This window comes from Atopococcus tabaci DSM 17538 (assembly GCF_000429585.1).
In the GTDB taxonomy this organism is placed as follows: Bacteria; Bacillota; Bacilli; order Lactobacillales; family Carnobacteriaceae_A; genus Atopococcus; species Atopococcus tabaci.
Genome location: NZ_AUCD01000007.1, coordinates 29,793 through 56,083, shown reverse-complemented (window position 1 = coordinate 56,083; position 26,291 = coordinate 29,793). Strand labels below are relative to the sequence as shown.

Annotated in this window: 21 protein-coding genes and 1 pseudogene; 10 read left to right on the top strand and 12 right to left on the bottom strand. The window is 47.6% G+C overall.

Annotation, left to right across the window (positions count from 1 at the left end; all coding sequences use genetic code 11):
- The 3 genes from G470_RS13995 to G470_RS12405 all read left to right on the top strand — a co-directional run.
- A partial coding sequence (locus tag G470_RS13995) for an IS30 family transposase (RefSeq protein ID WP_156907904.1) occupies positions 1-344 on the top strand: 344 nt, incomplete at its 5' end.
- 78 nt (positions 345-422) lie between these two features.
- Positions 423-2,375, top strand: a complete 1,953-nt coding sequence (locus G470_RS0102185; protein WP_028273404.1) for a hypothetical protein — start codon at positions 423-425, stop codon at positions 2,373-2,375.
- 375 nt (positions 2,376-2,750) lie between these two features.
- Positions 2,751-4,121 (top strand): MATE family efflux transporter, encoded by a 1,371-nt coding sequence (locus G470_RS12405; protein WP_051258369.1) that lies wholly within the window; start codon positions 2,751-2,753, stop codon positions 4,119-4,121.
- A 92-nt stretch (positions 4,122-4,213) separates the two neighbouring features.
- On the opposite strand, the gene G470_RS0102175 is transcribed toward G470_RS12405, so the two are convergent.
- The 6 genes from G470_RS0102175 to G470_RS0102150 all read right to left on the bottom strand — a co-directional run bounded on the left by G470_RS0102175 (position 4,214) and on the right by G470_RS0102150 (position 10,783).
- A complete protein-coding gene (locus tag G470_RS0102175; RefSeq protein ID WP_028273403.1) occupies positions 4,214-4,489 on the bottom strand; it encodes a hypothetical protein in 276 nt (91 codons plus the stop codon).
- Positions 4,490-4,738: 249 nt separating this feature from the next.
- The gene (locus G470_RS0102170) at positions 4,739-6,220 is read right to left on the bottom strand and encodes a carbon starvation CstA family protein (protein WP_028273402.1); all 1,482 of its coding nucleotides are present in this window, start codon (positions 6,218-6,220) and stop codon (positions 4,739-4,741) included.
- 145 nt (positions 6,221-6,365) lie between these two features.
- Positions 6,366-7,097, bottom strand: coding sequence for a LytTR family transcriptional regulator DNA-binding domain-containing protein (locus G470_RS0102165; protein WP_028273401.1), 732 nt, complete (start codon positions 7,095-7,097; stop codon positions 6,366-6,368).
- A gap of 2 nt (positions 7,098-7,099) precedes the next feature.
- Positions 7,100-8,848, bottom strand: coding sequence for a sensor histidine kinase (locus tag G470_RS0102160; protein ID WP_028273400.1), 1,749 nt, complete (start codon positions 8,846-8,848; stop codon positions 7,100-7,102).
- Between the two features lie 98 nt (positions 8,849-8,946).
- Positions 8,947-9,849: a mechanosensitive ion channel family protein gene (locus G470_RS0102155; protein WP_028273399.1), complete on the bottom strand. Its 903-nt coding sequence runs from the start codon at positions 9,847-9,849 to the stop codon at positions 8,947-8,949.
- Between the two features lie 67 nt (positions 9,850-9,916).
- Entirely contained in the window at positions 9,917-10,783 is an 867-nt protein-coding gene (locus G470_RS0102150; RefSeq protein ID WP_028273398.1) for a PPK2 family polyphosphate kinase, read from the bottom strand.
- Positions 10,784-10,946: 163 nt separating this feature from the next.
- Here G470_RS0102150 and G470_RS0102140 point away from each other — a divergent pair, with 163 nt between their 5' ends.
- Positions 10,947-12,452, top strand: coding sequence for a gluconokinase (locus G470_RS0102140; protein WP_028273397.1), 1,506 nt, complete (start codon positions 10,947-10,949; stop codon positions 12,450-12,452).
- 285 nt (positions 12,453-12,737) lie between these two features.
- On the opposite strand, the gene G470_RS0102135 is transcribed toward G470_RS0102140, so the two are convergent.
- Positions 12,738-13,952: an acetyl-CoA C-acetyltransferase gene (locus G470_RS0102135; protein ID WP_028273396.1), complete on the bottom strand. Its 1,215-nt coding sequence runs from the start codon at positions 13,950-13,952 to the stop codon at positions 12,738-12,740.
- Positions 13,953-14,303: 351 nt separating this feature from the next.
- Here G470_RS0102135 and G470_RS0102130 point away from each other — a divergent pair, with 351 nt between their 5' ends.
- The 5 genes and pseudogenes from G470_RS0102130 (at position 14,304) to G470_RS0102110 (ending at position 19,358) form a co-directional block, all read left to right on the top strand.
- Positions 14,304-15,503: a quaternary amine ABC transporter ATP-binding protein gene (locus G470_RS0102130; protein WP_028273395.1), complete on the top strand. Its 1,200-nt coding sequence runs from the start codon at positions 14,304-14,306 to the stop codon at positions 15,501-15,503.
- A pseudogene (locus tag G470_RS15155) lies at positions 15,496-16,338 on the top strand (ABC transporter permease); the annotation flags it as partial. The gene G470_RS0102130 and the pseudogene G470_RS15155, both read left to right, overlap by 8 nt.
- A 158-nt stretch (positions 16,339-16,496) precedes the next feature.
- Positions 16,497-17,399, top strand: a complete 903-nt coding sequence (locus G470_RS15150) for a glycine betaine ABC transporter substrate-binding protein (protein WP_028273393.1) — start codon at positions 16,497-16,499, stop codon at positions 17,397-17,399.
- Between the two features lie 251 nt (positions 17,400-17,650).
- On the top strand, positions 17,651-18,088 hold the full coding sequence (locus tag G470_RS0102115; RefSeq protein WP_028273392.1) for a DUF262 domain-containing protein: 438 nt from the start codon (positions 17,651-17,653) through the stop codon (positions 18,086-18,088).
- Entirely contained in the window at positions 18,051-19,358 is a 1,308-nt protein-coding gene (locus G470_RS0102110) for an HNH endonuclease family protein (RefSeq protein ID WP_028273391.1), read from the top strand. The genes G470_RS0102115 and G470_RS0102110 overlap by 38 nt, the downstream gene beginning before the upstream one ends.
- Positions 19,359-19,406: 48 nt before the next feature.
- Here the strand turns inward: G470_RS0102110 and G470_RS0102105 are convergent, their stop codons facing one another.
- The 5 genes from G470_RS0102105 to G470_RS0102085 form a co-directional block, all read right to left on the bottom strand.
- Positions 19,407-19,697 (bottom strand): hypothetical protein, encoded by a 291-nt coding sequence (locus tag G470_RS0102105; RefSeq protein WP_028273390.1) that lies wholly within the window; start codon positions 19,695-19,697, stop codon positions 19,407-19,409.
- On the bottom strand, positions 19,694-19,999 hold the full coding sequence (locus G470_RS0102100) for a DUF3848 domain-containing protein (RefSeq protein WP_028273389.1): 306 nt from the start codon (positions 19,997-19,999) through the stop codon (positions 19,694-19,696). The genes G470_RS0102105 and G470_RS0102100 overlap by 4 nt, the downstream gene beginning before the upstream one ends.
- Before the next feature lie 275 nt (positions 20,000-20,274).
- Entirely contained in the window at positions 20,275-21,951 is a 1,677-nt protein-coding gene (locus G470_RS0102095; RefSeq protein ID WP_028273388.1) for a glycoside hydrolase family 13 protein, read from the bottom strand.
- 18 nt (positions 21,952-21,969) lie between these two features.
- Positions 21,970-23,373 carry a PTS system trehalose-specific EIIBC component gene (treP, locus tag G470_RS0102090; protein ID WP_028273387.1) on the bottom strand — a complete coding sequence of 468 codons (1,404 nt, stop codon included), beginning with the start codon at positions 23,371-23,373 and terminating at the stop codon, positions 21,970-21,972.
- A gap of 97 nt (positions 23,374-23,470) precedes the next feature.
- The gene (locus tag G470_RS0102085; protein ID WP_028273386.1) at positions 23,471-24,478 is read right to left on the bottom strand and encodes an ion channel; all 1,008 of its coding nucleotides are present in this window, start codon (positions 24,476-24,478) and stop codon (positions 23,471-23,473) included.
- Between the two features lie 180 nt (positions 24,479-24,658).
- Between G470_RS0102085 and aspD the strand changes: the two genes are divergently transcribed.
- The gene (aspD, locus tag G470_RS0102080; protein ID WP_028273385.1) at positions 24,659-26,260 is read left to right on the top strand and encodes an aspartate 4-decarboxylase; all 1,602 of its coding nucleotides are present in this window, start codon (positions 24,659-24,661) and stop codon (positions 26,258-26,260) included.
- The last annotated feature ends 31 nt before the right edge of the window (positions 26,261-26,291 follow it).

Here is a 26,291-nt window from a genome sequence, read left to right as displayed (position 1 = left end):
ACAACTGGTTTCAAGGTGTTCCAAAAAACTTATTCAAATCGATTATTTTTGATTGCGGGAAAGAATTTTCAAACTGGAAAAACATCAGCAATCAACAGGATATCGACATTTATTTTGCAGACCCAGGCACGCCCTCTCAAAGAGCTCTAAATGAAAATTCAAATGGGTTACTACGAAAAACCGGTCTACCAAAAGAAATGGATTTCAATTCAGTTACACAAGAGTACATTTCAAGCGTTTCTTCTAGAAGAAACAACATTCCAAGAAAGTCATTAAATTATCGAACACCACTTGAGTGTTTCTTAGATCATGTAGACAATGATATTTTGTCTCGCTTAATTTGACAAATCAAATTTAATAAAAAATACGCTGCTCCATGCTATAATAAGCGCAACCATTTTTTAGAAAGGAAAGTGAATACCTTGAAGTTTCCCAATTCCGGGATGAACTCCGCTTCTCAGACCCAAACAATTAAAAAAAGAATCAAAGAGGCACTGCATTCTGGGTCGTCCTCGGTAGTTGTGGTGGAAACACCGGATCAACAAGGATGGGCAGATTGGCAGCCCCGTGCACTCAACGACACTTTTGCCTTTCTGTCGATTGAATTGCACGCACACGGCACATTGATGTCTTTTATGGAAGAAATTCTTTGGTCACTCCGGAAAGAAGGGGTATACACGGACTTTACCATCACCGATTTATGGCGCATGGAAAAAGAAAATATTCCTTTACCGGAAATTGCAACCGCATTCATTTTGTCTCTTTCTGATTTCGATCAGCCGCTTCTCCTTTCCCTGCACCATTTGGAGAGAATAACGGACCGTTCGGTGGAAGATTTTTTGAGCTTGCTGGCACAGCGGTTTCCAGCTTCCCATTGTTTGGTGCTGAGCGGATTGTGCATCCCCCGGACCATGCAAGAAATGCAAGGTGTCGCCTACCTGACAGTCGAAGACCTACCTCTTCAATCCTCTCTTGCTTCCACGGCTAACGAAGAAGCTGGTTCTTCACTGGAAAGTGTGTTGAGAACCGGGAACAAGGCCTTGGATGAAAATGACGTGCAGATGTTGAAAAGCACCTTGATTGATCATCACCTGTCCGTCATGCAAGCTGGACGAGTTTGGGCGATGCACGCCTGGGTCAATCGACTGGAAGAAGAATTCTCAAATCCAGAACATGACTTTGCTGCGGCAATGGGTGCGTATTACGCCGCCACTGCTCAGTATGACAAGGCAAAAATACACTTGGATCGGGCAGTGGCTACGTGCCCTCCCGGTACGCCGGTTCATATGCAGGCAACCGTATTTCAAGCGCGGCTCATCCGCCAAACCATTTCGTGCGATGCGTCCAATGAATTAGTGAATCCGTTGATTTTCGAGATGGAAGATTTAAGCACCGAATCCGCTTATTTTTGGTTGTACGAAAAAATCCAAAACTTGATCATGAACAACCGCTGGGCAAAAGCCGACGAGTTGGTGCGGAATTTGATCACCATTTGTGAGATTGCGGGAAACGCCCGTTTAAAGAAATGGTACGAATGTTTGATGGTTCCCATCCATTACCATTACGGAAATATAAAAGAAGCCATTGCGTACTATGAAGCTTCCTTGTCACTGTCCCAAAAAGAGCGTGCCTTCATCCGTGCAAGCACGGTCATTCCTTATGCGGCCCGCGCGTATTTTACGGCCGGAGAAGTTCGTAAAGGATTGACCTTATTGGAAGAGTCCGTTCGGGAATTGAAAGATAACGGCCGCCTGCACAAACTGCAGTCCCATTATTTTGCACTCGGTGAGTTGTATTTTTGGGAGTCCGTCCGCTTAGATGGCCCTCAAGCGGAAGAGGCCAAACAAAAATCAGCGGAGGCTCTCCGTTTGCATGGTGTGTATGGAAGGCTGATATGTCCCAGCGAAGAAAACTTGGCGCTTATCCGGGAACACGGGACTTTGTTTTCGTTTTTGAATGAAAACGGAATGGGCTACGGCCGCGAAGAGTTGATGGCTTCATTGACTTATGCACCGCCGCCGTTCAACCTGTTTCTCCTGAACGCCTTCACGTGGGATGCATGGAAAAAAGAAAACTATCAATTGACGCTGTACTACGGAATGTACGCCATTGAAGTCGGCGAAACATCCAAACAAAAAGCGGAATTCGCCCTGGCGTATGCGCTCTCTGCACTGGCTGCCATACAAGTCAACCATACCGCCCAAGCGAAATTCTTAACCCACCGCTTCTTCACCGTGTGTGAAGAAACCGGGAACAATTACTTTTTCCTTCTTTCCGGTTTGATTGACCCGCTTCTTGCCTTTGCAAAAAAAGAGGCAATCGACTTGGCCATGGTGTCCTACATCGAAGCGTATTTAGAGAAAACCACTGATTAAGAAGCCGCCCTTTCGAAGGGTCGGCTTCTTTTTTTTATTTCCGTCGACACACAAAATTGAATAAAAAAAGCGCCCGTCTTTTTTTGAAATTCCATACGCTGTCATTTTGTCCTCATTTTCTTACAAGGTTTTAATGTCCACCTGCTTCTTTTTCGTTTTCAAAAAAACGTCCAAAAATAAGGAACCGCATGGATAACACAATGAAAACGTTTGTTTTTTTTAGCGACTTTTTTGTTAAAAATGTTGACACAATTTTTCTGTAAATAACTCTTGTTTTTTCTGAAATTCCTCCTATACTAGTCAAAGTATGCAAAAACAACGCAATTATTCAGCTAACAAAATTTACACAATTTATAGGAGGATTTATCACCCACCATGGGACAAGATTTAACCAAAGGCAATCCAATGAAGCTGATTCTTCTGTTCACCCTCCCGATTCTTTTAGGCAACCTTTTTCAACAATTTTATAGCATGGCCGACATGCTGATCGTCAGCCAAACATTAGGTGTCGAGTCGTTTGCGGCAGTCGGAGCCACCGGAAGTATCACTGCCTTGATCATTGGGTTGGCCATCGGTTTGACGGCAGGTCTTTCTGTCATCACATCCCAACGTTACGGTCAAAAAGATGAAGCAGGTATCCGTAGAAACTTAGCTTCCAGCGTTCTTATCAGTGCCGGATCGAGCATTGTTTTGACCATCTTTTCTGTCCTGTTCGCGCGCCCGATTCTCGTTTTCATGCAGACCCCTGCTGAACTTCTTGATGGAGCTTACGCGTATGTCGTGGTCATGTTCGCCGGAATCGGCGCGACCGTGATGTTCAACCTCTTGTCCAACGTGTTGCGCGCCATCGGTGACAGCAAAACACCGTTGATTTTCTTGGCACTCACTTCCATCATGAATATTGCATTGGACTACTTGTTCATTTTGTTCTTGGGCACCGGTGTGGAAGGTGCTGCGTATGCCACCATCCTTTCCCAGCTGGTCGCCAGCTTATTGTGCCTGCTCTACATTTGGAAATACATCCCGCTTCTTCGTATTCATAAAGAAGATTGGAAAGTCAGCGTCGATGAAATCAAAGAACATTTGAGAATCGGCTTGCCGATGGGCTTCCAAAGTTCCGTCATTGCTGTCGGTTCAATCGCCCTCCAAATCACTTTGAACCGTTTGGGCGCAGATGCCGTTGCTGCCACAGCCGCTGCCAGCAAAATCAACGGTTTTGCCACCATGCCGCTGCTTTCATTCGGAATCACCATGGCTACGTACACAGCTCAAAATTTCGGCGCGAATAAAATCGACCGTATCTGGGAAGGTGTCCACAAAGTCATCAAAGTTGTCCTTGCTTACAGCATGGTTATGGCCATCATTCTTGTCTTGTTTGGTTCTACATTCTCCAGAGTATTCGTAGGAAGTGAGAATACGGTAGTATTGGAATTGGTGGATACCTATTTCTTAACCAATGCAACATTTTACTTCTTGCTTGCGTTGTTGTTCATCTACCGTTATACCCTTCAAGGTTTCGGAAAAAGTGCTGCTCCTACAGCAGCCGGATTGATGGAATTGGTCGGCCGCATCATTTCTGCCGCTTTGCTGTCCCACCCATTTGGATTTGCAGGCGTCAGCATCGCCAACCCGCTCGCTTGGTTGGGCGCTTTGGTTCCTTTGATGGGCTCTTACTACATGTTGAAACGCAGCATGGAAGGAAAAACCAAACTCCCTGTTCCAAACTTGGCCAGCATTTTCAAATAATTTCTATATAAAAAAGAAGCCAGGAGAAATCCCGGCTTCTTTTTTGCTTTTATTTTCTTATGTAGAAGGCATTCTGTCGGGGTTGCCCCTTGTTACAGATTGACGTTCATTTCAATTCGGCGCAGAGTCTCTTCTACTTTGTTTTTGATACGGACAAATCGGATTTCTTTTGCGTTCCAGTTGTTCAAGTCCTCAAACGTACGACTGTTTTTTCGCAACACCGTATCAAAAGGACAATCCAACTCCCCATCTGCATTCAAGATGACATCTGCTGCATCAACAGGAAGTGTGATCGTCTCTTCCCTTCCTTCAACGATATACACATATTCTTCTTGTACATCCATCAGTAAGCTGTCTTCTTCAACCATCTAACCACTCCCCCTTGTACTGGCGTATTTTTATCGAAAAGAGGATAACGCATCTTATAGAAAGTTATTATAGCAAGTCCTTATGTTTAAATGGCGAAATTCAACCGTAATGTCACCAATTATTCACGCACCTCGTCACATACTTGACACAAATAACCGCCTTCCGGAGAGTTGTCCGGAAGGCGGTTATTTGTTTTCCAGTCATTTTTTGACTTCTATTACAAAAGGGCAGCGGAGAATTCTGATATCTCAACCATTGGAAGAAAAAGTTCCAATCGGCAGCTCATCGTTCAACAACGCATGTCCCGGATCCAATTGGGCTTTTTGTTTTTTCCCACTCTCCCAGAAAATCCACAAAAGGGCAGCCGAGAGAATGGCACTGACGATATACGCAGCTGGCGTTAACCCTAAACGGAAGCCAATTGGTTCACTCATGATGTAAACCAACACAGCGTACAACATGAACACTCCCGGAACAAGGGTGACCCAGTAGTTTTTGTCTTTCAAATACAGGTAACGCGTGGACACAAACAAAGCGATAACCGCAGTCACTTGGTTGGCCCAGTTGAAGTATCTCCACAAGTTATTGAAGTCCACTTGCGTCAAGAAGAAGGAGATGAGATACAACGGGATGGTGATGGCCAAGATTTTTGTGATGGTGTCTTGCTTGATGTTCAAGTAATCCGCCACAATGGTTCGTAAGCTTCTAAAAGCAGACAATCCGGAAGAAATCGGCAGGACAATCACTCCCATGATAGCTGCCGTTCCGAGTACGCTTCCCAACAGCAGCAAGGAAACTTCGTTGACGACAAGAGACGCGGTGCCGGCGTTGATCATTTCGCCGAGCGTTTGACCATCAAACAATGTCATAGCTGCAGCAGCCCAAACCATAGCGATGACGCCTTCTGCAATCATCATGCCGTAGAAAGTGAAGCGCCCTTCGCGTTCATCCGTCGTTGTCCGTGATACCAACGGCGCCTGCGTGGCATGGAACCCGGACATCGCTCCACACGAAATGGTGAAGAACAAGGCTGGGAAAATCGCCAATCCACCCGGATGGAAGTTTTGCATCGTTGTCGGCGTCAAGTTCGGCATCGCTCCTCCGTGCTGCACCAACAGTGTACCGCCGATTGCAAGCGTGCTGAGAATCAACACGGCGCCAAAGATGGGATAGACTTTCCCCATCGCTTTATCGATAGGCAAAATAGTAGAAATGATGTAATACCCAAAGATTAACAGCGTGACCACTCCGACCCCGACCCAAGACGGCGTGATGCTGTTGATCAAGTTGGCCGGTGTAGTGACGAATACTGTTCCCACCAGCATCAACAGCAACATCGAAAACACATTGACAATGTGCTTCATGACTTTCCCCAAATAACGGGCAGCCAGTTCCGGCAAGTGGGCCCCGTTGTTTCGAAGCGAAATCATTCCGAGCATGTAGTCGTGTACCGCACCGGCGAAAATACAGCCAAAAATAATCCAAAGATAGGCAACAGGGCCGTATAACGCACCCATGATGGGGCCGAATATCGGACCTGTCCCCGCTATGTTCAATAATTGAATGATGCCGTTCTTCCACTTTGGCATTGGGACATAATCATATCCGTCCTGCAACACCTCTGCGGGCGTTTTCCGATCTGGTTCGATCGCAAAGTTCTTCTCGATAAACTTCCCGTACGTGAAATACCCAAGTATCAATAACGCTACACCTATTAAAAAAGTAACCAATTGTTTTCCTCCTCCCAATATTTGGAAACGATTTATTTAACAAAATTGTACGATAGATAGGAGGAAGTGGGCGGGAATGGAGCCGAAATGCTAGAATCTTTTGCTCAAATGCAGCTTCTCCCGGTTGAAATGCACAGCGAGCCGTTCATTCTTCTTTCAAGTCCATTTTTTCCCTAAAGCTCTTAAGGTACGAGCGGCTGACCGGGATTTTCAACCCGTTGCTCATGGTGAGCTGATAGGTTTGGTTAAACCAAGGCTGGATTTCCCGGATATGGTTCACATTCACCAAATACGAGCGGTGCACCCGCATAAACGGATCGCCGTCCAGTTTTTTCTCCCACAAAGCGAGTGGTTCGTGGACGATGTACTGTTTATCGGTGGTGTAAATCGTCGTCTCACCCTGGTTGACTTCCAGGGCCAAAACCGTGTCCGTCTTCACGATGAAGATCCGTTCTTCGGACTGCACCGGAACGGTGTCACTCCCGGTTGTTGTAGGTGTTTTCACTGTCTGCGATTCCATCCACGTGGCGTGCACCCGGTTGACCGCCTGCCGGACACGTTCCAGTTCAAAAGGTTTCAACACATAATCCCGTGCGTTCTGTTCAAATGCCTGAATCGCGTATTCGTCATACGCCGTTGCGAACACGATCAGCGGCGGATTGGGCATCCGGTTGATTTTATCCGCCAGTTCCAGGCCGCTTTCTTCGGTTAAATGGATGTCCAAAAACACCAAATCAATCGGGTGTTGGAGCAGCTTTTCCAGTGCCCCTGCGATAGAATCCGCTTCTTCAATGGCACTGATTTCTTCGCATTGATTCAATAAGTACGCCAGTTCATTCCTGGCCAACGGTTCGTCATCCACAATCAAGGTATGCATCCTCAATCCTCCTTTACTTTCTCCGGAATCGTACAGGTCACGGTTGTCCCCTTCTCATCAGAAACAAATTGCAGTTTGCTGTCTTCCCCGAACAGGCTCACCAGCCGCTTGTTCAAATTTTCCAAAGCGGAGCCGGTCCCACTTTCAGATGTAACGGCCACTTCTCCGATCTTCTGGGTTTTTTCCTCATCCAATCCGTATCCGTTGTCTTTGACGGTGATATGGATGCATCCTTCCCTTTTGCGAATCACCACTCGGATTTCATTGCCTTGTTTTCTCGTCCCGAACGCATGCTTGAAGGCATTCTCTACCAATATTTGAATCAAAAATGGTGGAACCAGTGATTCTTCCACGCCGACTTCCATATCCATGTGCATCTCCACGCGCTCCGGAAACCGAGCCTGTTCCAGTTGACGGTACGCTTCCACCTGTTCCAATTCTTTGGAAAGGGGGATGAGATTCGTCCGCGCGCCCTGCAGGTTGGAGCGGAAAAAACGGCTCAATTGAATCAACAAGGTGCGGGCTTTTTCACTGTCCACGCGGATCAATGCGGAAATGGTGTTCAATGCATTGAAGAAGAAATGCGGGTTCACCTGGGCCTGCAACGATTTGATTTCCGCATCCTGCAAGAGCCTCGATTCTTCCTCCGCCTGCCCCAATTCCAACTGGCTGGAGAAGATGTTCCCCAAGCCTTCCGCCAACTGCCGCTCCACAAAGGTCAATTCGTCGCTGTCGGTGAAATACAGCTTCAAGGTACCCTCCGTCCGTTCTTTCACCTTAAGCGGGATGACAATCGCCGCCTCCAACGGACAGCCGGGATACATGCACCCAATTTCCTCGCGGGAATGGGCTTCTTTAATTTCTCCGGTGTGGATGACTTCCCGAGACAAATCGGTCACAATTTTTTTGGACGGTTTGTGGTGGTCGCTCGCAGCTCCGACATGTGCCAGGATGCTGTCTTGGTTCGTCAAACTCACCGCATCCACTTTGATGAACCGCTGGATGATGTCGGCCACTTTTGCGCAGGATTCTTCGTCCAACCCCGACCGGAAATACGGCAGCGTCGCGTTGGCCAGCTGCAAAACGTCGTGCGTCTGGACCGCGCGGGTTTGTTCTTCCTGCCGGCGGGTGGAATTCAAGATGAACAAGAACATCGCTGTGCCGATGCTGTTGGTCAACGTCATCGGCAGAATGATGAAACTGACCAACTCCCATGAGTTCCCGAAGTCACTCCCCAGCGTCAGTATACACGCCATCTGAACGACCTCCATCAATGCTCCTACTGCCGCACCTTCCTTGTAGTCCGGCCACCTTTTTTTCTGCATGAACTGCTGACCATACCACCCGGAAAAGGCCCCGATCAATAAAGAGGACACGACATAAATGTACGGATCCGCTCCACCCTGCCCAAAACGGATGAGCGCAGAGATGAGTCCCACCATCACTCCCACAATCGGTCCGCCGATGATGCCGGAAACCCCGATGGTCAGCACGCGTGTATTGGCGAGAGACGATTCTGGAGAGAGCGGCGAGAATAATTGATCGAGGATCACCTGACTGCTTTGAATTTCCACTCCCGTGAAGTTGGAGATGACGGCGAAAAGTCCAAAAATCAAAATCAACCCGACCTTAGCGTCCAACTGCCAGCGCTCATCCACCAAGTTTTGGAACGACGGGATGTTGACCAAAAGGTATGCCAGAATAATAATCAATCCTGCCCGCTCCAACATTAAGACAAACAAAGAAAAAATAGCCTTCACCCACTTTCTGATTTGTTTATTACTACTAGTTTACCGCAAGCAAATAGAAAGTGGAATATTCCAAAAAAAAGAACTGCCTCTATGACGGTTCACTGATTGTCTTCATCTGTCTGGAGAGTTTGACTGCGCACAACCTCTATTGTTTCAGACGCTAATTGTATGCTGTCTCCCGCCTCTTCGAATTTTTTTAACAGCCGGGAAAACAATTCATCGCGTGTCCCGCGGCGTCTTTTATTTTTTACGATGTACCGCAGGCTGACTTCAATCCAATTGTCATCGAAGGAAACGAAGACTTGCGGTTCAATCGAGGCATTTTCAAGACGGTAGCGGCGCCGCATGTTCCGCCATTGAAGGTCGGCTTCTTCATCATATTGGTCAATGATTTCTTCCGCTGTCTCCATGACCAATGTTTTCGCCAGTTTCACGTCACTTCCGAATCGAATCGGAATATGAATTTCATCCCATAAAAAATTGAAGTACGCGGTGTAGTTGTAAACAGGAGAATTGAATATATAACTGTTTGCCACCCGGACAATTCGTCCGGTGTACTGGTCGCCGTTGACCCACTCGCCCATTTCCATCAAGGTCGTCCGAAGCAGTCCGATGTCCACCACGTCCCCTTTGATGCCTCCCAAGAGCACCCGGTCTCCGGTTTTGAAGAAATCACCGAACATAATCGCAAACCAACCGGCAAAACTGACAATGACCTCCCGAAGCGCATAGGTGATTCCCGCACCCGCGAGGCCGAGCGTCGTGGAAAATCCTCTCAAATTGTCTCCAAAGGCATATACCACGAACAACACGATGATGGTGTTGCTGATCCACGTCGCGATTTTCCGGACAGCATACCAGCTGCTCGATTCCCTCATATGAGGATACAACCGATTCAACACCGTTTTTCTCAAGAAATACAAAATCGTCGCAATCAGAGCAATCCAAAAAAGGTTGACCAATAATGGATACGACGTCAAAAATTCTCTGATGCTCTCCATCCACTCTCCCCCCTCACTTACGGCACAATGCCTCGCCGGGCGTGTCGGCAAGGCCTTTGTGAATGGGTTATTCGTTTTCCAATTTTTTGATGTATTCGTCCAATTTTTCTCTGTCTTCATCAGTGATGACCGGTTTTTGAGGGTCGAGTCTTTCGAGTTGATCGACCATGATTTCAGAAATCAAGTAACGGCTCAGCCATTCGTCATCCGCCGGCAGCACGTACCACGGCGCATAGTCGGTTGCGGTGTGGCGGATCATGTCTTTGAATGCGTCTTGAAAATCGTCCCACTTGTCGCGGTCTTCCACATCGCTGAACGAGAAGTCCCAGTTTTTCTCCTTGTCTTTCATGCGTTCCAACAGCCGGTCTTTTTGGACGTCTTTGCTGACGTTCAAGAAGAACTTGACGACCGGAAACCCGTTCTCGGTGAGGTAGCGCTCAAAGTCCCGCAACTGCCGGTAGCGGATGTCCCAAATGTCTTCATTCACCTTATTTTCCGGTATTGGCTCTTCTTCCAACTGTCCCTGCACCCTGGCACCGATCACTTCTTCATAATACGAACGGTTCAAAATGGAGATTTCGCCGCGCTCCGGCATGGCCGGTTGGAACCGCCACAAGTAATCGTGTTTCAAATCCAAATCAGTCGGCTTCTTGAAGGAGCTGCTCCGGAGTCCCTGCGCGGAAAGTTTGGAGAAGATAAAGGTGATGGCTTCGTCTTTCCCGGCTGCATCCATTGCCTGCAACACAACGAGGATGCCTTGTTTTTCTTCCGCAAACAGTTTCACTTGGAGGTCCCTCAGTTTGTCTATGCTTTTCGGAATCAAATCATCTCGAATCTCTTCTTCGGTAATCGAAAGGTCTTTAATGACACTTGTTTGGCTTAAGTCCACTTCTGTTTCGCCGTTTACTCGAAATTGAGTGATATCTAGTTCCATCTGCGTTCCTCCTTGTTTGTTCTTCCAACTTTCACACCTTCATTTTCCAACAATTGAGAAGAATTTGGAAACATTTCACCTTCCATTCTGGAAACGCTTCGTTGTTGTTCCTCTTTTTCTTCAGTATAATGAAGAGAAGGTGAATCAGAAGGAGGAGCAGCGGGTGAACGACAAGCAGTACACAATCGGAGTTGATATCGGCACTACCAGCACGAAAGCGGTGCTGTATGACCCATATTTGAATGTATTGGACAGCACGAACGAAGGATACGACGTCATCCAACTGGAAGACGGGATGGCGGAACAAAATCCTGAAGCCATTCTTCAAGCCGTATTGGCGGCGGTTCGGGGATTGATGGACAAAAACAAAGAGCTGTCCGACAAAATCCGTTTTCTCTCTTTTTCCAGCGCCATGCACAGCGTCATTTTCCTAGACAAAAACCAGGACTTGCTGACGAACTGCATCATTTGGGCGGACAACCGCTCTGCCGACATTGTGAAACAGCTGAAAGAAACAACGGATTGGAAAGCGTTGTATAAAAAAACCGGCACACCAGTCCATTCGATGACGCCTTTGAGCAAAGTTCTGTGGCTGAAGGAAACCCGGCCGGAGGTGTTTGCCCAGACGGAAAAAATCATCGGCATCAAAGAATACGTCTTGCACAAGTTGACCGGCGAGTTCAAAGTCGATTACTCATTGGCTTCCGCTACCGGGTTGTTCAACATCCACCGACTCGAGTGGGATGAAGACATTTTGGCGATGGCCGGCATCGACAAGTCTTCCTTGCCGGAAACCGTTGACGTGACGCACACATGGGAAGGCATCGACACGGATGCCGCCCGGCAAATGCACATCGCTCCTGATACCATTCTTGTAATCGGCGCCAGTGATGGGTGTTTGTCCAATCTGGGGGTCGGCGCGGTGGACACCGGGGAAACAGCCATCACCATCGGCACGAGCGGCGCCATCCGCATGGTCACCGACCGCATTGTATTGGATCCGGAAGGCCGGACGTTTTGTTATTACTTATCCAAAAACCGCTGGGTCATCGGGGGCGCAGTAAACAACGGCGGCAACGTCATGTCTTGGCTGTCTTCCGTCTTGTATCCAAACGGCGTTTACGGAGAAAGCGAACAGTTTTTGAGCGAGCTGGACCAGATGAACCGCTTGGCGGAAAAAGTGCCTGCAGGAGCCGACAAGTTGTTTTTCTATCCTTATATCAACGGCGAACGGGCTCCGCTCTGGGATCCGGAAGCCAAAGGCAGTTACGTCGGCCTGTCATCGTTCCACAAATCCGGCCACATGGTGCGCGCCGCTATGGAAGGGGCGTTGTTCAACCTGTATAAAGTCTGGGAGATCATCCAAGAGGTCGGCGGCCCGTCCACATCCATCAAAGCGACCGGCGGATTTTTGAATTCCGCCTTATGGAAACAGATGTTGGCAGATATCTTTGGACAAACCGTTTACCTGCCCGAAGAGTTTGAGAGTTCCTGTTTAGGGGCGGTGCTGATCGGCCTGGATGGTACTGTCAATGAATCGACGGCACAGAAAGATGCCTTGCAACCCAATCCGGAAGCAGTGAATGAATACCGGAACATCATTCCGCTTTACCAAAAGATGGGCGCCCACATTCGTGAGATGAACAACCTGTTGACAGAACACAACTAAAAGCTCACTTGTCCGTAGAGATACCCTTCACGGATAAGTGACCCTTTTGGGGCTGAGTAAAAAAGGGGTCTTTGACAAAGAATATCCGTTTTTGGGTTTCTTTGTTGGAGAGCTCGCTTCTCTACGACAAAGATTTGGAAAACGAGGACTTCTTTGTGGAAGAAAAGCCCTCTATTCGACAAAGAACTTTATTTTGCACATTCTTTGTCGGAGAGCCGCTCCCTTACCCGCTTGTATCACACAAAACCAGACCCGGAGCCGCATACGACTTCCGGGTCTGTTGTTTTATTCCACTTCAGTGTTCTTCACGACAATCGCAGCGCCCATGCCGCCGCCGATGCAGAGGGAAGCCACACCGTATTTCAAGCCTCTTCTCTTCATCGTATGGATCAGCGTCACCAACACACGGTTTCCGCTTGCGCCGACCGGGTGTCCCAGCGAAATGGCCCCGCCGTTCAAGTTGGTTTTTTCCATGATAGCGTCTTTTTCCACGCCGAATTCTTCCGCCAGTTCATGAATGACGCCCAAACTTTGGGAAGCGAACGCCTCATTCAACTCGAATACGTCCACGTCTTCAAAAGCCAATCCGGCACGTTTCAACGCCTGCTTGATGGCGGGCGTTGGTCCAAGACCCATGATGGACGGATCCACTCCACCTTGACCGATACCGACAATTTCCACGAGCGGGGTCAACCCGTGTTCATTCATATATTCTTCTCCAACCACTAACGTAGCGCTGGCGCCGTCGTTGATGCCGGACGCGTTGCCCGCTGTAACCGTGCCGTCTTTTTTGAAAGCCGAGCGCAGTTTGCTTAATTTTTCCAAATTCGTTCTGCGGTTCGGGTATTCATCCGTGTCTATCACAACGGTTTCCCGTTTGACAGTGGTTTCGACCGGAACGATTTCATCTTTGAATTCCCCGTTGTCGACCGCTGCAATGGCTTTTTGTTGGGAAGCCCACGCGAATTCGTCTTGTTCTTCACGAGAAAATCCGTATTGTTCGACGATGTTTTCCGCCGTGACGCCCATGTGGTATCCTTCAAACGCATCGGTCAGCGCATCGTGAAGCATGTGGTCGATGGTCTCAAATCCGCCCATCTTGTTGCCGGTGCGGGCAGTGTATGGAATCAAATAAGGTGCTTGACTCATCGATTCCACCCCGCCGGCCACGATGGCGTTGTACTCGCCTGCTTTGATGCCAAGGTAGGCATTCATGACGGTCTTCATGCCGCTGCCGCACACCATGTTCAATGAATACGCCGGGACGTGTTTCCCGATGCCGGCTTTGATGGACGCTTGTCGCGCAACCCCTTGCCCTTGCCCTGCAGGCAACACATTCCCCAATACCACTTCATCGATGTCATCCGGGTTGATGCCGCTTTGGTCCAACACACCTTTGACGGCATAACTTCCCAACTCTCCAGCCGGCACATCTTTCAACGCGCCTAAAAAAGAACCGATCGGAGTCCGTTTGGCTCCAGCGATAAATACTTTGGTCATCTTTTTCTTCCCTTCTGTCTGTTTCTTTTTCTCTAATGATGGTTTTTCATTTTCTGCCTCCTATCATACCTTTAAAAGTTTAAGAAATTGCTTAATTGCGCCTCCTATGCTTAAATAAAGCCATAAATAACACAGATTCTTCATTTCTAATAAAACTCTCATAGTCCTTATATGTAAACAATTGAAAACGCTCCACACCAATGTTTTCAGAACCTTTCATTTTACATGTGATTTCGTTTTTGTTACGGTTATGTATGTGTGAAATTTACAAGAGACGCCGTGTAACTTTGAAAACGACGTGAGCAACTTTGAAACAAGCAATAACTTAAAAAAAGAAATGGGGGAAATACATTGGCCAAGGTAAAAGTAGAAAACCTCGTCAAAATCTTTGGGCGACGCGAAGAACAAGCATTGAAACTTGTCCGTGAAGGAAAATCCAAAGAAGAAATTTTGAAACAGACAGGTGCAACGGTTGGTGTCAACAGAGCAAACTTTTCTGTAGAAGAAGGAGAAATTTTTGTCATCATGGGGCTTTCCGGAAGTGGAAAATCCACATTGGTGCGTATGCTGAACCGATTGATTGAACCGACAGAAGGAAACATCTATATCGATGGAGAAAACATCTCCACCATGAACGAACAAGAACTGCGTGAAGTCAGAAGAAAGAAAATCAGCATGGTTTTCCAGAACTTCGGACTCTTCCCGCACCGCACCATCCTTAAAAACACCGAGTACGGACTGGAAGTCCAAGGCATCGACAAAGAAACTCGTCAGAAAAAAGCGGAGAAAGCTTTGGAAAATGCCGGACTCCTTCCTTACAAAGACCAATATCCAAACCAGCTTTCCGGTGGGATGCAGCAGCGTGTCGGATTGGCGCGTGCATTGGCAAATGACCCGGAAATCCTCTTGATGGACGAGGCGTTCTCTGCCTTGGACCCATTGATCCGCCGCGACATGCAGGACGAATTGATTGAAATGCAAAAGAACATGAACAAAACCATCATCTTCATCACCCACGACTTGAACGAGTCTCTCCGCCTGGGCGACCGTATCGCCATCATGAAAGACGGAGAAGTCGTCCAAATCGGAACCGGTGAAGAAATCTTGACCAACCCGGCGAACGAGTATGTTCAACGTTTCGTAGAAGACGTCGACCGTGCGAAAGTATTGACCGCCGAGAACATCATGGAACGTCCTACCTTCCTGACATTGGGTCAAGCCGGCCCACGTGTGGCATTGCAGCGTATGCAGCAAGAAGGATTGTCCAACATGTTGGTCGTTGACAAAGACCGTACACTCCGCGGTTATGTGACGGACGAAGAAGTGGCAGCTGCTGTCAAACAAGGCAACACCGACTTGACCAGCATCTTGCACACAGACATCCCGCAAGTACCTCGTAAAGCACTCGTGAATGAGTTGTTTGACCTGATTCACAACATTCAAACACCAGTCGCAGTTGTGGAAGATGGAAAACTTCAGGGCATCGTCGTAAGAAGCTTTGTCATCGCCGCTTTGGCTAAAGAAAGTGAGGAATCGAATACGAATGGATAACAGTATCTTGAACAACATTCCAGAGTTACCCGTTGCAGATTGGGTCGAAACCGGGGTCGATTGGTTAACCGACAACCTCGCGTTCTTGTTTGATGCATTGAAAGACGGCGGAGACACATTGATGGACGGCATGGTGGATTTGCTGTCATTCATCCCGCCTGTCCTCTTCATCTTGTTGGTCGCTGCCGCCGCCTTCTTCGCCACCGGCAAGAAGTTCGGACTGGCTGCGTTCTCCATCGTTGGCTTGTTGTACATCTACAACCAAGGATTGTGGGAGCAGTTGTTGGAAACTCTCACATTGGTGATCATCGCCAGCTTGATTTCCATCATCATTGGAATTCCGGTCGGGATTTGGATGGCGAAAAGCCAATGGGCCAACGCCATCATCCAACCGATTTTGGACTTCATGCAGACCATGCCGGCGTTTGTGTACTTGATTCCGGCAGTTGCCTTCTTCGGAATCGGAATGGTACCGGGAGTCTTCTCATCTGTTATCTTTGCCCTGCCTCCGACTGTTCGTTTCACCAACTTGGGTATCCGCCAAGTTTCTGAAGAAATGGTCGAAGCGGCAGAGTCATTCGGAAGTACCGGCTCACAAAAACTCTTCAAGGTAGAATTGCCTTTGGCGAAACCGACCATCATGGCCGGTATCAACCAAACTATCCTGTTGGCATTGTCCATGGTCGTTATTGCGTCCATGATCGGTGCACCAGGACTTGGAGAAGACGTCTTGACCGCCTTGCAACGTGCACAAGTCGGATCCGGATTCGTTGCGGGTCTTGGATTGGTGGTTTTGGCCATCATCTTGGACCGCTTGATGCAAAACTTCAATAAGTAAGCAAACAAAGCAAAAACGCTTTGACCCCCGTGACAAATAGTGATCAGGCCTTGAACAAGCTGATATATCTGTTGCCTTCGGGGGTCAAGGTTTGCCCATCAAACGTCTTTACCGTAAGAAAATATATAAAAACTATTATTGAGGAGAGATTCATTTTGACTAAATTGAATTTGAAACGTCTTGGACTAGGTTTGACCGCTTCTTCTGCTGTTTTGTTGGCAGCTTGTGCTGGCGGCGGAAGTGACGAAGAAGCCACTGTAGGCGGCGGCCAGGAAATCGAATTGGCTTACGTTGCATGGGACACAGAGATTGCTTCTACCAACGTTATCGGAACGGTATTGGAAGACTTGGGCTACGATGTTAAGTTGACCCAGTTGGACAACGCCATCATGTGGGAAGCTGTCGCTAACGGCGAAGCGGACGCAATGGTATCCGCATGGTTGCCTTTGACCCACAACGCTCAGTTTGAAAGCTACGGCGACCAAATGGAAGATTTGGGACCAAACTTGGAAGGCGCCGCAATCGGATTGGTTGTTCCGTCTTACATGGACGTCAACTCCATCGCTGATTTGAGCGACGAAGCTGGCAAATCCATCACTGCTATCGAGCCAGGAGCCGGTGTTGTTGCAGCTTCCCAACGCGCGTTGGAAGACTACGACAACTTGAGCGACTGGACCGTTGAAACGTCTTCTTCCGGTGCCATGACCACTCAGTTGACTCAGGCATACGAAAACCAAGAAGACATCGTTGTTACCGGTTGGTCTCCACACTGGAAATTCCAAGCAATGGACTTGAAATACTTGGAAGACCCACAAGGAACATTCGGTGAAGCAGAAACCATCAACACCATGGTCCGTGAAGGCTTGCAAGAAGACATGCCGGAAGCTTACCAAGTGTTGGACAACTTCGAATGGACTGTTGAAGACATCGAAGCCATCATGTTGGACATCCAAGAAGGTGAAGACCCAGAAGACGCTGCACAAGCATGGATCGAAGCCAACCCAGAAAAAGTTGCAGAATGGACAGAAGGAATCGACACTTCTGCTTCTGCAGAATAATTAGATATAAGAGAAGCGCTGGAGACGAGATGTCTTCAGCGCTTTTTTGATTTCCTCTTCCTAAAAGAAGGACAAAACCATTATTAATAAAAGAAAATTCTTATAGGATCTTGAAAAAATAGCTATTTGTGTTTTGATAATTATATAACCTAAATACTTTTTCTCAGTTTTTCATTTTCTATGATGAATACGTAATAATTTTCAAGTTGCTATACTGACTAAATCTAAAATAAGAAAGGTTTTGAAAAAACATGAAACAAATTGATGCTCATGAGACAAATTTAGGAAAATATTTGTCTATATCAGAAGGAACACTGTTGATTCCTTTTTCCCAAAGACCTTATGAATGGGGTACTTCACAAATAGAGAGGTTGTTTAATGACTTAACAGCTCTTTATGATACGAATGAGGAAATACATATGTTAAATTTCTTTACCTTATCTGGCGAGGGCGAGGATACAAAACTATTTGATGGACAACAACGTACTGTCTCTTCCTTATTGTTCGTTTCTTCTTTTATTAGAAAACTTGACGAATTAAACAAGAAAGATGCTGCCGAGCAGTTGTACAAAGGTTATTTAGTAAACAGCGACTTTTTAACTGATCCACCTATAAAAACGACAAAGTTGAAGTTTGAAAATTCAGAAGTAAATGAGTTTTTTTTACAAATTAGTAAAGCGAAATGTTGAAGAAGAATTTTCCGAAAAAGATTACACTAATAAAACCGTTCAAAACTTGATTAGAAACTATAATTATTTGAATAACTTATTAGATAATTTCATCGAAGAAAGGCAAATCAACTCAGACGAACTCTTAAGACTTATAAAAGTAATCTTAAGAAACACTAGTTTAATCACTATAAAAACTGCCACTGATGAATTAGCTATGGCTATGTTTGAAACTCTAAATAATACGGGTAAAAAACTTGAAAATTTCTACGTCCTGAAAAATGATTTAGTTATCACCTTATCAGAGCCTGCCGTGAAAGAAAAATGGGCAAAAGTAGATAGTAATTTAGAAAATTATGATCCAAGTCAGTTTTTAGTTTCTTTTGCAACCTTATTTGCAGGAAAAAGCACAAAAAATAATTCACTGTCCAAAATTTATGATTATTTTGATAAAAATTCAAAAACAGATATGCGAAAGTTACTTGATAAGTTAGTTATTGCGTCAGAAAACTATCTTCAAATTCGCAATCCTTCTCAACTAAAGGAACATGGCAATCTTACCGAAATTAAAAAATACAGAAAACTTACTACTGACATAAACGTCTTCAATGTTAAACAACATCATTCTCTGTTATTAGCAATGTTTATGAAGGAAAAATCAATAGCAGAAATAAATGCTGTTTTAGGCTTAATTTTAAATCTTTCTATTAGAAATTTTTATTTCAAAGAAAAAAGAGCTAACACAATTGAAAAACCTATAGCCGACTTAGCTAAAGATGTTTATAATGCTGATCTCTCCCTTGAAGAAATTACACGTAGAATTGGAAAGATGATTATAAAAGACGACGAACTGAAAACAGCTATTCATGGAAAGTCAGTAACCACACAAACAGATGAAAGAAGATTAAAGTTTATTTTAAGAGAAACCTACAATGAAAATGACCTCAAGAATGAGTTGGAAATAAAGCAGAGTTTAAGTGACATTCACTATGAGCATATTCTTCCTCAAAATCCTGTTAAGGACAGTCAATGGATGAAGGATTTTCCTAATTCAGAAGAACGTGAGAAATATACAAGAAAATTAGGAAATGCAACTTTGTTACTAGAAAAATTGAATAAGAACATCGGCAATAAGGACTTTAACGAGAAAAGACATAAGTACGCTGAAAGTGCTGTACCTGAGAATAAACAATTAGCTGCGAAAAGCAAATGGACAAAAAAAGATATAGATGCTCGAACGGCCGCCCTAGCTGATAAAGTTATTAATTATCTAGATACTCTGTCAGAATAGATAGTAGGAAATTAGAGATTTTAGTACAACTCGATTCCAGTATTTGCTTTATAGGCTGAACAAAAAATCTAAATGATTCTTCTGAGGAAAGTTATACTCACTTTCCAACACTTCCGAATAAACCAACCCAATGACCTCTTCTGTATCCATCAAATGCAGATAGAGGTCTTCGTATTTCTCGGGGTTCTTTTCTATGTCATCCTGGAACAGAAAGAATATCTCTTCGTATGCCGCCACTTTGTAGCTGTTTTCCAGTATCTCTTCTTTTGATTTCTCGAGCAACTGTTCTTTGAAGCCATGGACTTCCCTCTCCAACTTTTTCATCAATTCGTCTTTCACTTCGACAACTCCTCCTCCAGAAACAGTTTGAAATCTTCTTCATCCATCAACGGACGAATACCGCCTATGGCATACTCATATGTTTTTTGAAGCAAATTCGGAGTGATAAGAGCTGCATGGCAGATGTTGTTCAACGCGTTCCTGTCTTTTTCCAGCAATGTCGTTTCATAATGAAAAAGAATGTTCTCGTACTCTGCAATCATGAAGGCGTCAGCGAAGATTTCGTGTGGAGGTTTACACAGCTCCCGTGCCTTAAACTCTTTGTATTCATCGTATACTTTCTCCATCAATTGTCGATACATGGCTTCTCCTCCTTTTTTGCGATCCGATCGTACGATCGATTCTCGAGGAAGTCAAGCATGAAAAAACATGGGGAAGTTGTCCTCACTTTTCCGTGAACCTTTTGCCCATGAGGAAGTGAGAAGTCATTAAACAATTCACTCTTTCGTGAAACCATATTTGATGAAAGAGTACAGAAGAAAACCCACTCCACTCTTTCGTCAAAGCCGTGCTCATGGAAGAGTGGACACAAAAACAGACCTGAACCTCTTAAATGGGGCTCAGGTCTGTTTTTCATTTATTTCACTAAATACACTCGTGCTTCGTACGGGCACAATTTAATCGTTGTTTCCTCTGGTTCTTCCACCAGATAGTTCGCAATCAACAATTCTTGTTCCTTGCCGCGCAAGTCTTCCGGCCAGTCGAGTTCCGGTTCGCCGTCGTAGAAGTTGCAGATGACCAATAAGGTTTCTTCTCCCAGTGTGCGGGTGTAGGCGTAGATTTCTGGATGGTCTTCCAGAATTAACGCGTACTTCCCGTCGACAATCACATCGTGGTGTTTGCGCAGGGAGATCAATGTCCGATAGTAATGATAGATGGAGTCCGTGTCGTTCAACGCTTCTTCGGCATTGACGTCTGTGTAATTCGGATTGACTCCAATCCACGGCTCTCCGGTGGTGAAGCCGGCGTTTTCGGAAGTGTCCCACTGCATCGGCGTGCGGGCGTTGTCCCGGCTTTTCGCGTGGATGCTTTCCATGATGTCTTCTTCCGACTTGCCTTCTTCTTTCATCTCGTCATACGCGTTCAGCGTTTCGATGTCGCGGTAGTCGTCGATGGAATCGAACGAGACGTTGGTCATGCCGATTTCTTCACCCTGATAAACGTAAGGTGTCCCTTTCATCATATGCAATAAAGTTGCCAGCATCTTCGCGGACTCCTTGCGGTAACGCGTGTCGTCTCCGAAACGGGAAACGGCGCGCGGCTGGTCGTGGTTGTTGAAGTAGAGGCTGTTCCACCCCACCTCTTCCAGCGCTTCCTGCCATTTGGTGAGGTTCTCTTTCAAATCCCTCAGCTCCAACGGCTTCAACTCCCATTTGCCGCTCGGGCCGCTGTCGAGTCCCATGTGTTCGAATTGGAACACCATGTTCAACTCTTCCCGCGCTTCGTCGGTGTACAGACGCGCCAGTTCCGGCGTGACACCCGGCATCTCGCCAACCGTCATGACGTCATACTTGGACAGGACTTCTTGGTGCATCTCGTGCAAGTAGTCATGGATGCGCGGGCCATTCCGGTATTGGCTGCTTCCCGAAGCGTATTTCTTCCCGGGTTTCGGTTCGCCGTCTTCAAAGGTGTCGGGTTTGGAGATGAAGTTGATGACGTCCATCCGGAACCCGTCCACCCCTTTGTCCAGCCACCAGCGCATCATGTCGTACACTTCTTCGCGTACGGCCGGGTTTTCCCAGTTCAAATCGGGCTGCTTTTTCGAAAACAAGTGCAGGTAGTAGTCACCTGTTTCTTCATTATATTGCCATGCCGAACCGCCGAAATTGGAATACCAGTTGGATGGTTCTTTCCCGTCTTTTCCCGGCCGCCAGATGTAATAGTCGCGGTACGGGTTGTCTTTGGATTGTTTGGCTTCCACAAACCACGCGTGCTCATCTGAGGTATGGTTCACGACCAAGTCCATGACCAGCTTCATGCCGCGGCTGTGGAGTTCATCCAACAGCTCTTCCCAGTCCGCCATCGTGCCGAACGTGTCCATAATTTTCTTGTAGTCGCTGATGTCGTACCCGTTGTCGTCATTGGGTGACTCGTACACCGGGGACAACCAGATGACGTCCACACCCAAATTTTCCAAGTAGTCCAGCTTGGAGACGATGCCGGGAATGTCCCCGATGCCGTCCCCGTCGCTGTCCATGAAGCTGCGCGGATAAATTTGGTAAACGACGCTGTCTTTCCACCATGCTCTAGTCATATCGATCCTCCAGTTGATTTATGCTTCTTGACGTTTCGATTTTCCAATGATGAATGTCAATACAAACGGAACCGCCACAGCGATGGCCATTCCAATGAAGAAGGAGACCCAGTGTTCTGCGAAGATGGACAAGAACGCCGGCAGTCCGCCGATACCGATGGACGCTGCCAACACACCGCGGAAGGAAATCCATGCGCCTGCCAGGGCAGATCCTAGGATGGCGGAGAGGAAGGCGAAGCGGTAGTTCAAGTTCACCCCGAACATCGCCGGTTCCGTGACCCCGAGATAAGCAGAAATCGCGGACGTGAACGCCAATCCTTTTGTCTGTTCGCGTTTGGTCACAAACATCATCGCCAATGCCGCTGAACCCTGTGCGATATTGGAGAGTGCCACCATCGGCCATAAGAACGTGCCGTCGATGCTGCTGATTAATTGTAGGTCAACCGCCAGGAACAAGTGGTGCATCCCGGTGATGACCAACGGGCCGTACAATCCGCCGTAGACGAGGCCACCCAAAATTGGAGAGAAATTGAAGATGCCGACAATGGCACTGGTAATCCAGTTGGCGATGGTAAACGTGACAGGACCAATGACAATGAACGAGAGCAACCCAGTGACCAACAGGGCGACCGGTGCGACCACCAGCATCTGAATGGAATCCGGCACCTTGTTTCTCAAATACCGTTCCATTTTCGCCAAGATATAGGAGGCCACCAATACCGGCAAGACCTGTCCTTGGTACCCGACCTGCTGCACGTCAAGGCCGAACAGGTTCCACGTCGGGATTTCTTCCGCTGTGGCCACACTATAGGCACTCAACAAATCCGGGTGGACCAAAATCAATCCGAGGACAATCCCGAGCAACGGGCTGCCACCGAACCGGTTGACCGCCGACCACCCGACCAATGCCGGCAGGAACGTGAAGGCGGTGTTCGCGATGGTGGCGATCATTCCAGCCAATCCCGACCACTGCGGATACGCTTCAACTACAGCTTGTTCGAAGAAGATGCCTTCTCCGGTCAGCAGGTTGTTGATCCCCAACAACAGACCCGCGGTGACGATCGCCGGTAGAATCGGGATGAAGATATCCGCCAAGACCTTCACGGCCCACTGCAATGGATTCATCTTGTCTTCTGTCGCCTGTTTCACGTCGTCTTTCGAAGCTTCACCGATGCCGGTCTGGTTGACCATCTCGTCGTACACTTTGTCGACAGTGCCCTGGCCGATGACGACTTGAAATTGGTTGTTCGCCGAGAACGACCCTTTCACCAACCCAATCGATTCCAGCTTTTCCTTGTCGACCTTATCTTCGTCAGCCAACGCAAAGCGCAAACGCGTCACACAGTGCGTGGCTTTGTTGATGTTGTCTTTGCCGCCGATGGCTTCGACAATTTCACTGACTTCTTTTTTATCAATTGCCATGTTTTTCATCCTTTCGTCAAACGGTTACATTATCATGCTTACTTTTTGTAAGCGTTACGCTCCTTATATTATACTTGTCTGTACAAGTTGTCAAATCTTATGAGGAGGTCCTTTGTTTTCCCGGCCACTTCCGGGCGTTCGCTTTGATCAGACCGTACAATTTCTTCCGTCGGCCCGCCAGCTCTTCCACGTTCGCTTCAAATTCTTCGTCAGAAACGACCGGAATACCCGTCTCCCTCAGCGAGCGCAGATCCGGAAGCGGCGGCACGTCGTCGGAAGAAGCGATGCGGGAGAAATCAAGTGTCTCTAGGTACTCTTGGATAGTGGAACGCATATTGCGCATGAGAACGGCGTTCGTACGAGATTCCGGTTCCACGCCGCATTCGATGATTGTCAAAGCCTCGTCCAGTGCCGCAACCGCCACAGCTGCCGACTGCCCAGATTTTTCACTGTAGTAAAAATGAAGCAAAGGGTACGCATCATGCTGCTGGGTCAACGCGCTCAATTCCGAAGAGAGGTTCATGAGTAGCAAATCCAATTGATGGAACTCTTCTCCGTTCCACGCTTCCTTGACGATTGTGGAAGCATCTGTAGAAAGGGCGGTGATGCTGGACGCGAACGCGCGCTTGCGGACCACCGCATCCACCACCGAGATGATGTAAGAGGCGCCCAGGGTCAAAAAAAGCATCCCACTGCCGGAGACCAGCGTCGACACAATCTGCCACAATCCCTCTTTGGGGGAATAATTGCCGTTGCCTAACGTAAACAAGGAATACCCGGTGAAATACACCCGTTCATACCATAAAATGTCGCCTCCATTCATCGTGTCGGAGATGGCGTCCGCTTCCGCCGCAAACACGAAGGACCAACCAATCCACATCGACAGCACCCACATGCCCAATGTCAGCACCAAAATCACCGGGCCCGATAAGCTCAACAACCGCTTCTTCTTTCCTGCCATCTTTCGGAACACCCGCCATGTGCCGGATGCCAGCCGGTTCGAAACCGGTCCCGCTCCCCCGTTCACCCAAAGCGTCGTCCAAATCAAATCGATGACGGTCAACCCCAGGATAAACAGGCCGACAATCAAATATATGTTTCGCATGGTCTCCCTCCTCCTTGTGTGTGGTATACGTATTTATGTTACCAGTCCGCTTCCATTCATGACAAATCTCCCGTCCGATTGGCGGATTTGCATTTGGTTCAGGAGGGGATTTTTGGTATACTCTGCTATTGTAAAAGACAATTGAATTGCCACTGTATAGAAGGAGTTGGAAATGGTCCCATGACCCCTGATTTGGAGAGTTTGAGTCCGTTTGAATTGAGTTTGTACCTGGAGAAAAAAGTACGATCCATTGACCATCCGAAAGAATGGTTGAATGCCGGGAGAGGAAACCCCAATTGGACGGCGTTTGTTCCCCGCGAAGCCTACTTCCTGTTAGGGCAGTTTGCCACCGAGATGACGATGCGCCACTCAACTGGATTCACCGCTGGAATGGTGGACACCGAAGAAATTTACGGGGAGTCGCTGCTGCGCTTTTTGGACGAACACCCCGGAAAAGGCAGTGCGTTCTTGCGTGACATCTGGGAGAACGGCACCCACTTCCTGGGAATGGCCCGCGAGAAATGGCTGGCCCATATGATGGATTACATCATCGGTGACAATTACCCGAACCCGGAACGCGTGTTGAAAGCATGCGAACTGCCGATCAAACAGTATTTGCACCATGAATTGTTTGATTCCGACTCCGCCCCTTTCGACGTGTTTGCGGTGGAAGGCGGGACGGCAGCGATCTGTTACGTCTTCGATTCGCTGGTCAATAACGGGCTCCTGCATCCCAAAGACAAAATCGCCTTGATGATTCCGACGTTTGCCCCTTATTTGGAGATCCCTGAGCTGCCTCAGTATGAATTCGATGTCGAATACATCAAAGCCCAGCCGGTCCGGATTGACGGACAGCTGAGCCACCAGTACCCCGACGAAGAACTCAACCGTCTGAGAAACAAGGACATCAAAGCCTTGTTTGTCGTCAATCCAAGCAACCCGACTTCGGATGCCCTGAGTGAGGCGACCATCGCGTTGTTGCAGGAAATCATCCAAGAAGACAACCCGAACTTGATGATTCTGACCGACGACGTGTACGGCACGTTTTTGCCTAAGTTCACGTCCTTGTTCACCGCCATCCCATACAATACGGCCTGCATCTATTCGTATTCCAAATACTTCGGGGCCACCGGATGGCGCATCGGCACCATCGCGGTCGCAAAAGACAACTTGTTCGACCATCTGTTGGCCAAGCATTCCCGACGCGAGAAAAAAGCGTTGAACGAACGGTACGGGACGTTGGCGTCGGAACCGGAAAAGATCAAATTCATCGACCGAATGGTGGCGGACAGCCGGGACATCGCTTTGAATCATGCGGCCGGATTGTCTTCCCCGCAACAGGTGATGATGGTGTTGTTCAGCCTGTACTCCCTGCTGGACAAAGAACACGGGTATAAAAAAGAAGTCATGGCCATCTGCCATGAACGGGAAACCCTCCTCTTTGACCATCTCGGCTTGGAACATCCTCTTCCTTCATTAAGTACCGCCTATTATTGTGAGATTGACCTCCAAGACTGGATGGCGGACCGGTACGGCACTTCCTTTGCGGCACATGTCCGGGAAGAATGGACCGTCACGGATTTCTTGACCCGTCTGGCCGAAGAGGAACACTTGATGTTGTTGAAGACCGATGCCTTCGGAAGCGGCGAATGGACCGTGCGGGTATCGTTGGCGAATCTGGCGACCGAACACTATGCAGAAGTGGGCAACCGCATCGTTACGTTGACCGACTGTATCCATCAGGAATACCAGTCTGAATTTCCTTCGTCCCGCCATCAATAAACACACCGACACTTTCCGGCGATAACCAAGG